This window comes from Pseudomonas sp. PDM27 (assembly GCF_019219205.1).
Taxonomy (GTDB): Bacteria; Pseudomonadota; Gammaproteobacteria; order Pseudomonadales; family Pseudomonadaceae; genus Aquipseudomonas; species Aquipseudomonas laurylsulfatiphila.
The window spans coordinates 1-11,917 of the sequence record NZ_JAHUWF010000005.1; the positions used below are offsets into that span (position 1 = coordinate 1).

The 11,917-nt window shown below is 60.2% G+C and carries 11 protein-coding genes; 8 read left to right on the forward strand and 3 right to left on the reverse strand.

All coding sequences use genetic code 11. From position 1 onward, the window contains the following. Positions 1-472: 472 nt before the first annotated feature. A complete protein-coding gene (locus tag KW838_RS12245; protein WP_102702272.1) occupies positions 473-1,966 on the reverse strand; it encodes a CoA-acylating methylmalonate-semialdehyde dehydrogenase in 1,494 nt (497 codons plus the stop codon). A 74-nt stretch (positions 1,967-2,040) separates the two neighbouring features. Further along, entirely contained in the window at positions 2,041-3,390 is a 1,350-nt protein-coding gene (locus KW838_RS12250) for an aspartate aminotransferase family protein (protein ID WP_102702271.1), read from the reverse strand. 139 nt (positions 3,391-3,529) lie between these two features. On the opposite strand from KW838_RS12250, the gene KW838_RS12255 reads away from it, so the two are divergent. The 6 genes from KW838_RS12255 (at position 3,530) to KW838_RS12280 (ending at position 10,040) form a co-directional block, all read left to right on the forward strand. Then, complete coding sequence (locus KW838_RS12255) at positions 3,530-4,450, forward strand: LysR family transcriptional regulator (RefSeq protein ID WP_102702270.1); 921 nt, start codon at positions 3,530-3,532, stop codon at positions 4,448-4,450. A gap of 160 nt (positions 4,451-4,610) precedes the next feature. After that, the gene (locus KW838_RS12260) at positions 4,611-5,261 is read left to right on the forward strand and encodes a TetR/AcrR family transcriptional regulator (RefSeq protein WP_095964806.1); all 651 of its coding nucleotides are present in this window, start codon (positions 4,611-4,613) and stop codon (positions 5,259-5,261) included. 6 nt (positions 5,262-5,267) lie between these two features. Further along, complete coding sequence (locus KW838_RS12265; RefSeq protein WP_015093345.1) at positions 5,268-5,849, forward strand: YigZ family protein; 582 nt, start codon at positions 5,268-5,270, stop codon at positions 5,847-5,849. A gap of 581 nt (positions 5,850-6,430) precedes the next feature. Next, positions 6,431-7,996, forward strand: coding sequence for an ABC transporter ATP-binding protein (locus tag KW838_RS12270; protein WP_218501205.1), 1,566 nt, complete (start codon positions 6,431-6,433; stop codon positions 7,994-7,996). Between the two features lie 11 nt (positions 7,997-8,007). Beyond that, positions 8,008-9,114 carry an ABC transporter permease gene (locus KW838_RS12275; RefSeq protein WP_218501206.1) on the forward strand — a complete coding sequence of 369 codons (1,107 nt, stop codon included), beginning with the start codon at positions 8,008-8,010 and terminating at the stop codon, positions 9,112-9,114. Next, entirely contained in the window at positions 9,114-10,040 is a 927-nt protein-coding gene (locus KW838_RS12280; protein WP_218501207.1) for an ABC transporter permease, read from the forward strand. The genes KW838_RS12275 and KW838_RS12280 overlap by 1 nt, the downstream gene beginning before the upstream one ends. Here KW838_RS12280 and KW838_RS12285 read toward each other — a convergent pair. Further along, positions 10,037-10,528 carry a hypothetical protein gene (locus tag KW838_RS12285; RefSeq protein ID WP_218501208.1) on the reverse strand — a complete coding sequence of 164 codons (492 nt, stop codon included), beginning with the start codon at positions 10,526-10,528 and terminating at the stop codon, positions 10,037-10,039. The two genes, KW838_RS12280 and KW838_RS12285, sit on opposite strands and share 4 nt — an antisense overlap. Before the next feature lie 82 nt (positions 10,529-10,610). Between KW838_RS12285 and KW838_RS12290 the strand changes: the two genes are divergently transcribed. Both KW838_RS12290 and KW838_RS12295 read left to right on the forward strand, forming a co-directional pair. After that, a complete protein-coding gene (locus KW838_RS12290) occupies positions 10,611-10,967 on the forward strand; it encodes a MerR family transcriptional regulator (protein WP_102702273.1) in 357 nt (118 codons plus the stop codon). A 19-nt stretch (positions 10,968-10,986) separates the two neighbouring features. Continuing rightward, complete coding sequence (locus KW838_RS12295; protein WP_218501209.1) at positions 10,987-11,676, forward strand: SDR family oxidoreductase; 690 nt, start codon at positions 10,987-10,989, stop codon at positions 11,674-11,676. Positions 11,677-11,917: the final 241 nt, after the last annotated feature.

Here is an 11,917-nt window from a genome sequence, read left to right on the forward strand (position 1 = left end):
TGACTAGCAGTCTGACTCCACAAGCACCCACACGAATTGCTTGATTCAGTTGTTAAAGAGCGGTTGGTTAAGATCTTTCGTCTCAACCGAGGCGCGCATTCTACAGCAGCCTCATTTGCTGTCAAGTAGTATTTTTCAGAAGTTTTCAAGGAATCCTTAACAACTTCAACCACTTGCGCTTTCGATCTCTCGTCAGCGGGAGGCGAATTCTACAGCGTTACTCGCTGCTGTCAACACCTCTTTTTCAACTTCCTTTTGGCTTCGATGACCTGAAGCAACCTACTGCCGAAAACTGCGTAACTCTTTGTTTATCAAGGAGTTTTCCGTTTCGACTGCGCCGGAAGTGGGGCGAATTATAGACACCTGAGATCTGCCGTCAAGCACTGATTTTCACAAATCTGTCATATAGGTCAAAAAAGCCTCTAAAAACAAAAAGGCCGACCCAATGGGTCGGCCTTCTACGCCCTTCTACTTACAAGCTAGGGAACGCGAACTGCGAAGCTTCATGGCTCGCTCGCTGCGGCCAGCGCTGGGTGATGGCCTTGCGACGGGTGTAGAAACGCACACCATCCGGGCCGTAGGCGTGCAGGTCGCCGAACAGCGAACGCTTCCAGCCGCCGAAGCTGTGATACGCGACCGGCACCGGCAACGGTACGTTGACGCCGACCATGCCGACTTCGATCTCGTCGCAGAACAACCGCGCCGCTTCGCCGTCACGGGTGAAGATGCAGGTGCCATTGCCATACTCGTGATCGTTGATCAGCTGCATGGCTTCTTCCAGGCTGTTGACCCGAACAACGCACAACACCGGTCCGAAGATCTCTTCTTTATAGATACGCATCTCTGGCGTGACGTTGTCGAACAGGCAACCACCCAGGAAGAAGCCGTCTTCATGACCGGCCACGGTCAGGCCACGACCATCCACCACCAGCGTCGCGCCGGCGGCTACGCCGTCTTCTACATAACCGCTGACTTTGTCACGAGCCTGGCCAGTCACCAGTGGGCCCATGTCCAGACCGCAGGAAGTACCGGCACCGATTTTCAGCGCCTGGATTTGCGGAACCAGTTTGGCCACCAGAGCGTCTGCGACCTGGTCACCAACACACACGGCCACGGAGATCGCCATGCAGCGCTCACCGCAAGAACCATAAGCCGCGCCCATCAGTGCGCTGACAGCGTTGTCCAGGTCTGCATCCGGCATCAGCACGGCGTGGTTCTTCGCACCACCCAGGGCCTGAACGCGTTTGCCGCGCTTGGTGCCTTCGGAGTAGATGTATTCAGCAATCGGCGTCGAACCGACGAAGCTCAGTGCCTTGACTTCCGGCGCTTCGATCAATGCATCCACTGCAGTCTTGTCGCCGTGCACCACGCTCAGTACGCCTTTTGGCAAACCGGCTTCCAGCAGCAACTGGGCAATCAGCAACGTCGAGCTCGGGTCACGCTCGGACGGCTTGAGGATGAAGCAGTTGCCGCAGACGATCGCCAGCGGGTACATCCACAGCGGCACCATGGCCGGGAAGTTGAACGGCGTGATACCGGCGACAACGCCCAACGGCTGGAAGTCAGACCAGGCATCGATGTTCGGGCCGACGTTGCGGCTGTACTCGCCCTTGAGGATTTCCGGAGCCGCGCAAGCGAACTCGACGTTCTCGATGCCGCGCTTCAATTCACCGGCAGCATCTTCCAGGGTCTTGCCGTGCTCTTCGCTGATCAGTTGCGAGATGCGAGCCTCGTTCTGCTCCAGCAGTTGCTTGAAGCGGAACATCACCTGGGCACGCTTGGCCGGCGGCGTGTTGCGCCAGGCCGGGAATGCAGCCTTGGCCGCGTCGATGGCGCTCTGGATGGTTTCGCGGGTCGCCAGCGGCAACTTGTGAATAGCCTGACCGGTAGACGGGTTGAACACATCAACCGCGCGACCGTTCTCGGTCACCAGTTCGCCATTGATCAAATGCGGAATAACGCTCATGGAAGCTCCTGAAAAGTTGTCCACAGGCGCCCGTTCCCGGACGCCCGTTGTTTATAGGTATATAGAAGGAGAAATCAGTCGATCTTGCCCAGCACTTCGCCGACCGCGTCGAACAGGCGGTCCAGATCCTGCGGCTTGCTATTGAAGGTTGGGCCGAACTGCAGGGTGTCGCCGCCGAAGCGTACGTAGAACCCGGCTTTCCACAGCGCCATGCCGGCTTCGAACGGACGCACGATCGCATCGCCGTCACGTGGAGCGATCTGGATCGCACCGGCCAGGCCGAAGTTGCGGATGTCGATAATGTTCTTGGTGCCTTTGAGGCCGTGCAGCGCATTTTCGAAATGCGGTGCGACTTCGGCCACGCTCTGCACCAGGTTTTCCTTTTGCAGCAAGTCGAGTGCTGCCAGGCCCGCCGCGCAAGCCACCGGGTGTGCCGAATAGGTGTAGCCATGGGGGAACTCAACCGCGTACTCAGGCGTCGGCTGATTCATGAAGGTCTGGTAGATCTCGGAGCTGGCAATCACCGCGCCCATCGGGATCGCGCCGTTGGTGACTTGCTTGGCAATGCACATCAGGTCCGGGGTCACGCCGAAGGTGGTGGCGCCGAACATGGTGCCGGTACGGCCGAAACCGGTGATCACTTCGTCGAACACCAGCAGGATATTGTGCTGGTCGCAGATTTCACGCAGACGCTTGAGGTAACCCTGTGGTGGAACCAGTACGCCAGCGGAACCGGCCAACGGCTCGACGAATACCGCCGCGATGTTCGACGCATCGTGCAGTTCGATCAGTTTGAGCAGTTCGTCAGCCAGGGCGATGCCACCCTGCTCCGGCATGCCACGGGAGTAGGCGTTGCTTGCCAGCAGAGTGTGCGGCAGGTGGTCGACGTCCATCATCGCCTGACCGAACAGTTTGCGGTTGCCGTTCACGCCGCCGAGGCTGGTGCCGGCGATGTTCACACCGTGGTAGCCACGGGCACGGCCGATCATTTTGGTCTTGGTCGACTGACCTTTCAGACGCCAGTAGGCACGGACCATCTTCACCGCGGTGTCAGCGCACTCGGAGCCCGAGTCGGTGAAGAACACGTGGTTCAGGTTGCCCGGGGTCAGGTCGGTGATTTTCTCGGCCAGCTGGAACGACAGCGGATGACCGTACTGGAAGGCTGGCGAGTAATCGAGGGTGCCCAGTTGCTTGGCGACCGCTTCCTGGATTTCCTTGCGGGTGTGGCCGGCGCCACAGGTCCACAGGCCCGACAGCGAGTCATACACCTTGCGACCCTTGTCGTCGGTCAGCCAGCTGCCTTCGGCACCAACGATCAGGCGCGGGTCGCGCTGGAAGTTACGGTTGGCGGTGTAAGGCATCCAGTGAGCATCGAGCTTGAGCTGGCTGGCCAGCGAAGTCGGGGCGTTTTCAGGCAAGTTCATGGGCAAAACCTCGCAAGGCAATAAGCGGCGTAATGATTGAAAACCGTTGTTGCAGCTAAATTGCCACGGGGATAAAGTCGGTGAAATGCAACTCTTCTAATGTTCAGTCAGCCAATCACTAAACTTTTGAGTAACCCGCATGAGCACTCGCCGTCCCGATCCGCTGGCCCAGGTCAGCGACTTTGATATTCGCCTGCTGAGGATCTTTCGCAGCGTGGTGGAATGCGGCGGCTTCTCCGCGGCGGAAACCGTGCTGGGCATCGGTCGTTCGGCGATCAGCCAGCAGATGAGCGATCTGGAGCAACGCCTCGGCCTGCGCCTGTGCCAACGTGGACGCGCCGGTTTTTCCCTGACCGAAGAAGGCCGCGAGGTCTATCAATCGGCGCTGCAACTGTTAAGTGCGCTGGAAAGCTTCCGCACCGAGGTCAACGGCCTGCACCAGCACTTGCGTGGCGAATTGATCATCGGTCTGACGGACAACCTGGTCACCCTGCCCCACATGCGCATCACCCATGCCCTCGCGCAGTTGAAAGAGCGCGGCCCGGACGTGCAGATCCAGATCCGCATGATCGCGCCCAACGAGGTCGAACAAGGCGTACTCGACGGTCGCCTGCACGTCGGCGTGGTGCCGCAGGCCAGCGCGCTTTCCGGGCTGGAATATCAACCGCTGTATAGCGAACGCTCGCTGCTGTACTGCGCGGTCGGCCACCCGCTGTTTTATGTTGACGACAAACAACTGGACGACGAGCGCCTGAACAGTCAGGACGCCATCGCCCCCACCTTCCGCTTGCCGGCGGAGATCCAGGCTCACTACCAGGCGCTCAATTGCACCGCCAGCGCCTCGGACCGCGAAGGCATGGCCTTCCTGATCCTGACCGGACGCTATATCGGTTATCTGCCGGATCACTATGCCAGCCTCTGGGTTCAGCAAGGTCGTCTGCGCGCGCTGAAACCGAAAGCACGCTTTTATGACCTGAGCCTGGCGTCGGTCACACGCAAGGGCCGTCGCCCGCATCTGGTGCTGGAGAGTTTTCTCGAGAGCCTGGCCGCGACGCGTTGACCCCCTGTAGGAGCTGCCGAAGGCTGCGATCTTTTGATCCTGGTATTTAAAATCAAGATCAAAAGATCGCAGCCTTCGGCAGCTCCTACAGGGTTGTGGTGATTTCGGTTTTACGCTATCAACGCACTGGCTGCACCCACCTACCTGTTCGGAAGTGCCTATGACCTTTGAAGTCCCAGCCCACGGCGGAAAACCCGTCAGCCGCATTCGTCAGAAGAACGAAGAGACCATCATCAAAGCCGCCGAAGACGAGTTCGCCCGTCACGGGTACAAGGGCACGAGCATGAACACCATCGCCCAGAATGCCGGGCTGCCCAAGGCAAACCTGCATTACTACTTCACCAACAAGCTCGGTTTGTACGTGGCGGTGCTGAGCAACATCATCGAGTTGTGGGACAGCACCTTCAACACCCTCACCGCCGAGGATGATCCGACCGAGGCCTTGACCCGTTACATTCGCGCCAAAATGGAGTTCTCCCGCCGCCAGCCGCAAGCCTCGCGGATTTTCGCCATGGAAGTCATCAGTGGCGGTGAATGCCTGACCGAGTATTTCAACCAGGATTATCGCGCCTGGTTCCAGGGCCGTGCGGGCGTGTTCCAGGCCTGGATCGACGCCGGTAAAATGGACCCGGTCGACCCGGTGCACCTGATCTTCCTGTTGTGGGGCAGCACCCAGCATTACGCCGACTTCGCCACGCAGATCTGCCGCGTCACCGGGCGCACCCGGTTGACCAAACAGGATATGGAAGACGCCGGGGACAACCTGATCCGCATCATTCTCAAGGGCTGCGGCCTGCAACCTGCCATTTGAATACATATGCCTTTTACCCTCAGCGGTTTTTGCGAATACCGCGAAGAGATTCGCAAGAGCCGCTTCATTACCTTCGCCGCGCCAATCTCCAGCCCGGCCGAGGCCCAGGCGTTCATTGAACAGCACAGTGACTTGAATGCCTCGCACAACTGCTGGGCGTGGAAGCTCGGCGATCAATATCGCAGCACCGATGATGGCGAACCCGGTGGCACGGCAGGTCGGCCGATTCTGGCGGCGATAGAGGCACAGGATTGCGATCAGGTCGCGGTGCTGGTGATTCGTTGGTACGGCGGCATCCAACTGGGCACCGGTGGTCTCGCCCGGGCCTATGGCGGAGGTGCGAACAAATGCCTGCAAGCGGCGCCAAAGGTTGAGTTGATCAGCCGGGTGCCGTTGCGTTGCGCTTGCGGGTTTGCCGAGCTGGCGCTGGTCAAGCTGCGGGTGGCGGAGGCAGGTGGACTGGTTGTGGATGAAAGCTTCACCGCCAATGGGGTCGAGCTGCAGTTGGCCGTGGGCGATGCGCAGATCGATACCTTGCAGTCACAGCTGGCCGATTTGAGTCGTGGACGGATTCTTTTACAGCGCTGAAAAGAAGAGCAAAAGATCGCAGCCTTCGGCAGCTCCTACAGGGGATCGTACTGCGATCTTTTGGGGCACGCCGTTTTTCCACTTATTCCATATTTGCCCACATCTGCTGTGCACCCGGCTGTGGATAACCTGAGCACATACCGCTGTAACCCTTCTGTCATGCGGCTTTGCGGACTTTGCTCAATTTTCGTCCAATCTGCCATCAAGCGCATCAAATTCAAGCAAAAACAAACAGTTACGGCGATTTATCACCTTTAGAAGAAAGCCACCCAGTGCTTATGCCCATGCCTTGAGCTTGCGCACAAATACTGTGGAGCAATCTGTGGATAACCCGTTCATGGCCGCCTCGGCACCCTGCACGGTATGGCTTGTGGTCGATTGATCATTTTTTGAGCAAAAGCCCACGAGCAAAATCGGGGCTTGATTTGCACCATTGCCCCCAAGTGGTGCCGGGTTATGCGTGGCTCATTTGAATGCCGCGGACTCAACGCCTGGGCTCACAGGACCTGAATATTTTCCTGACCTGATGGCCAGAAAATTGCTTTATCCACAGGCACAAGTCCAACAGCACCGAGCCTGTCATGCCCAATCACGTTCCAATCCCGGATCCGGTTCCGCGCCTGCAACTGCGCAGAATCAGTAAACGCTACCCCGGTTGCCTGGCCAACGATGCCATTGACCTGACCATTGCCCCTGGCGAGATCCATGCCCTGCTTGGGGAAAACGGCGCGGGCAAAAGCACGCTGATGAAGATCATCTACGGCGTCACCCAGGCCGATTCCGGCGAGGTGATCTGGCAAGGTCAACGGGTGAGCCTGCGCAACCCGGCCCAGGCGCGAGGCCTGGGCATCGGTATGGTGTTCCAGCACTTCTCGCTGTTCGAAACCTTGAGCGTGGCACAGAACATCGCCCTGGCCATGGGCGCGGCGGCAGGCACACCCAGACAACTTGAGCCAAAGATTCGCGAGGTGTCCCGGCGCTATGGCATGGCGCTGGAACCGGAGCGACTTGTCCACAGCCTGTCGATTGGAGAACGGCAACGGGTGGAAATCATTCGCTGCCTGATGCAGGACATCCGCCTGTTGATTCTCGATGAACCGACTTCGGTGCTGACGCCGCAAGAGGCCGACGACTTGTTCGTCACCCTGCGCCGGCTCGCCGCCGAGGGCTGCAGCATTTTGTTCATCAGCCACAAGCTCGGGGAAGTCCGCGCGTTGTGCCAGAGCGCGACGGTACTGCGCGGCGGGCGCGTGACTGGTCATTGCGTGCCAGCCGACTGTACGGATCAGCAATTGGCGCGCCTGATGGTCGGTGAGGCGGCGCATCTGATCGCAAACTATCCGAAGGTGACCGGGGGTGATGCGTTCCTTGATGTACGCGGATTGTCCTGGCACAACCCGGACCCGTTCGGCTGCTCGCTCAAGGACATCAATCTTGAAGTGCGCAGCGGCGAAATCGTCGGCATCGCCGGGGTCGCGGGCAATGGCCAGGACGAGCTGCTCGCCCTGCTCAGCGGCGAACAACGCCTCAATCGCAACGAAGGCGCAACCCTGCGTTTTGGCCAGGAACCGGTTGCCCATTTACACCCTGACGCACGTCGCAGACTGGGCCTGAGCTTTGTCCCCGCCGAACGCCTGGGCCATGGCGCGGTGCCAGAGTTGAGCCTGGCAGACAACGCGCTATTGAGCGCTTTCCAGCAAGGACTGGTGAGCAAGGGTCTGATCCGGCGCAGCAGAGTCGAAGCGTTGGCCGAGGAAATCATCCGCCGTTTCGGGGTCAAGACACCCGATAGCCAGACCCCGGCCCGCAGCCTGTCCGGCGGCAACCTGCAGAAATTCATCCTCGGCCGGGAAATCCTCCAGCAACCCAGGCTGCTGATTGCCGCGCACCCGACCTGGGGTGTGGACGTCGGCGCGGCTGCCACCATTCACCGCGCCTTGATTGCCTTGCGTGATGCCGGCGCGGCGATCCTGGTGATTTCCGAAGACCTCGAGGAACTGTTCCAGATCAGCGACCGCCTCGGCGCCTTGTGCGGCGGTCGACTGTCGGCGCTCCACGCCACGGTCGATACGCGCCTGAGCGATGTCGGTGGCTGGATGGCCGGCCAGTTCGTTGCACCTCAATCACTCGCATCCGCCACGCGCTAACGGAGTGTCACATGCTGCTTTCTCTTGAACCCCGTGGCCAGCAATCGCGGCTGATGCTGTGGTGCTCGCCGTTGCTGGCGGCTGCGCTGACCCTGGGCTGTGGATCGTTGTTGTTCATCGCGCTCGGGCATGACCCGCTGTTGACCTTGCACAGGCTGCTGATCGCGCCGGTCAGCGACCTGTATGGCGTCTCTGAATTGTTGGTCAAAGCCCTGCCGATCCTGCTGTGCGCATTGGGCCTGGCCGTCGCCTACCAGGCGCGCATCTGGAACATCGGTGCCGAAGGTCAACTGCTGCTCGGTGCCTTGGCCGGCAGTGCGCTGGCGGTCAACATCATCGATATGCAAAGCCGCTGGGCGCTGGTGGCGATTCTGCTCACCGGCACCCTGGCCGGTGCAGCCTGGGCCGGCCTGACGGCCTGGTTGCGCACGCGCTTCAACGCCAATGAAATCCTGACCAGCATCATGCTCAACTACATCGCGCTGAACCTGTTGCTGTTCTGCGTTCACGGCCCGTTGAAGGATCCCGCCGGGTTCAACTTCCCCGAGTCAGCGATGTTCGGGGATGCCAGCCGCTTGCCGCTCTTGATGGAGGATGGACGGGTTCACGCCGGGGTGTATTTCGCCCTGCTCGCCTTGGTGGCGGTGTGGGTGCTGTTGCAGAAAAGCTTTGTCGGCTTCCAGATCAAGGTGCTCGGGCTGGACAAGCGGGCCGCCGGTTTCGTCGGCTTTCGCGAGAAGCGTCTGATCTGGCTCGCGCTATTGATCAGCGGCGGTCTGGCCGGCCTCGCCGGTGTGTGCGAAGTCACCGGGCCGATCGGTCAGTTGGTGCCGCAGGTCTCGCCGGGCTACGGCTATGCGGCGATCACCGTGGCGTTTCTCGGTCGCCTGAATCCGCTCGGCATCCTGTTTTCCAGCCTGTTGATGGCGCTGCTGTACATCGGCGGCGAAAGCGCACAAATGAGCCTGAACCTGCCACAAGCGATCACCCAATTGTTCCAGGGCATGATGCTGTTTTTCCTGCTGGCCAGTGACGTGCTGATTCTCTACCGGCCGCGCCTGAACCTGCGCTGGACCCGCCGTACCCGAGCCACCGCCGTACACGCAGGAGCGTTGTGATGGATATCGATCTGCTGAGCAATATTTTCTACGCCATGGTCCGCTGCGGTACGCCGTTGCTGTTGGTGGCGCTGGGGGAACTGATCTGCGAGAAAAGCGGCGTCCTCAATCTGGGCCAGGAAGGCATGATGCTGTTTGGCGCGGTGATCGGTTTCATCGTCGCGTTCAACACCGGGCACCTGTGGCTCGGCGTAGTGCTGGCGATGTTCGCCGGGATGCTGCTGTCATCGCTGTTTGCGCTGGTGGCGCTGGTGTTCAATGCCAATCAGGTGGCCACCGGTCTGGCCCTGACGATTTTCGGCGTGGGCCTGTCGACTTTTGTCGGTGCGGCCTGGGTCGGCAAACCACTGGCGGGCTTCGAACCCTTGGCGATTCCCTATCTGAGCGAGATCCCGCTGATCGGGCGGATGCTGTTTGCCCAGGACCTGTTGGTCTATCTGTCGTTCGCACTGTTTACGCTGGTGGCCTGGGTCCTTCTGAAAAGCCGAGTCGGGCTAATCATTCAAGCCGTCGGGGAAAGCCCCGCTGCCGCCAGTGCCATGGGCTTGCCGGTGTTGTCAGTGCGTACCCTGGCGGTGTTGTTTGGTGGCGCGATGGCCGGGTTGGCCGGGGCCTATCTGTCCCTGGCGTACACGCCGATGTGGGCGGAGAACATGAGCGCCGGGCGCGGCTGGATTGCCCTGGCGCTGGTGGTGTTTGCCAGTTGGCGGGTGTGGCGTCTGCTGCTCGGTGCGTACCTGTTCGGGCTCGCCAGCATCCTGCACCTGGTGGCGCAGGGATTGGGGCTGGCGATTCCGTCGAGCCTGCTGGCGATGCTGCCGTATGTCGCGACCATTGTTGTGTTGGTGCTGTTGTCACGGGATGCGCTGCGGACACGGTTGTATGCGCCGGTGTCGTTGGGGCAGCCGTGGCAGGCCGGGCATTAGGCTGTGCCTGGGCGGGCCTCTTCGCGAGCAGGCTCGCTCCCACATTTGACCGAGTTCACACCCATCCCATGTGGGAGCGGGCCTGCCCGCGAAGGGGCCCGAACAGGCAACACCTGAGCCACGCCCCACGCCAATTCAAACACCAGAAAAACCACCAGAATCGAACTCGCACCCTGGATCAGGGCATAAGCCTGCCAGGCCGAGAACAGGAATCTGGCCACGGCGTCATACCGCCCGAAAACCTGCTGCGGATCACGAATCCGCAGCACCGACCATACGCAGACGATCGAGCCCAACAGATTCGCCATCAACATGTGCACCGGTTCGAACGGTGGCAACTCACCCGGCAAATTCAACGCCTGGCTCAGCGCAGTCAAAACCCCATGCAACGCTGCAAAACTCCACGGCGTGACAAACGCCATCGTCACCAACAAGTCATACCAGGCACTGCCTTGCACCAACCGGCGATATTGCGCTGTAGTCCACATCGTCATTGCTCCATCAATTCAGGGAGCAACAAGGCTAAAGCCTGGAGTATGCTCCAGGGTCAAGCCCCTTCGAGACGTCATGATGCGCATCGGTGAATTAGCCCAGGCCAGCGCCGTCAGCCGCGACACGCTGCGCTTCTACGAGCAGCGCGGATTGATCGCGGCGCAACGCAGCGCCAACGGGTATCGCGACTATCCGCCAGACATGGTGCAACTGGTGCAGTACATCAAGACCGCTCAACGGCTGGGTTTTACCCTCGGCGAGATCGGCAACAGCGTCGCGGCAATCTGGCAGTCGCCCGACCCGGACAGCGCCGTCACGCAACTGCTGCAAGACAAACTCAAACTGATCGAAGCCCGCATGGCCGAACTCGGCGCGCTACGCGAAGAGTTGCAACAACGGCTCGGGCAACAGTGTCCATTGAATCCACGATCCTGAACTTTCAAGGAAGCCACTCATGTCCAAGGCAAAAACCGCACTCATCATCGGCGCCTCCCGGGGGCTTGGCCTCGGGCTGGTGAAAACCCTGCTGGCCGATGGCTGGCAAGTCACCGCCACCGTGCGCGATCCGCAAAAAGCCGAGGCCTTGCAGGCCCTGGGCAAGGTGCGGATCGAACAGCTCGACATGGACGATCAGCCAGCAGTGTCCGCCCTGAGCCAACAACTCAAGGGTGAGGTGTTTGACCTGTTGTTCGTCAATGCCGGGGTCAAGGGGCCGGATGTCCAGACACCCAACGGTGGCGCGACAATGGCCGACGTCGGTCAGCTGTTTTTCACCAACGCCGTGGCGCCGATCAACCTGGCCCAGCGTTTTGTCGAACAACTGCGCCCGGACACCGGCGTACTGGCGTTCATGAGTTCCGTGCTGGGCAGCGTGACCATGCCCGATGCACCGGAACTGGCGCTGTACAAAGCCAGCAAGGCGGCACTGAATTCCATGACCAACAGCTTCGTCACTCAGCTGGACGATACAACGCTCACTGTACTGTCGCTGCACCCGGGCTGGGTGAAGACCGACATGGGCGGTGAAGGTGCGGATATCGATGTCGAAACCAGCACCCGCGGCCTGGTTGATCAGGTGAATGCGTATGTCGGCAAGGGCGGGCATCACTTCATCAATTACCGGGGTGAGACCATTCCCTGGTAATCACTGCCAACACACTACCCTGTGGGAGCGGGCTTGCCCGCGATGACGGCGGCACAACCAACAACGATTTGACTGACACATCGCTATCGCGAGCAAGCTCGCTCCCACAGGGTTTGTTGTTGTCCTGTCGGGCCGGGCTTGCCCATAACGGCGTTTTGATCGAAACTGCCCACCTCGCCTCCCCGGCGAACCTGGATCAGCAGACAGGGCAACACTGAGCTGGCAACCCTGAACCCAACTT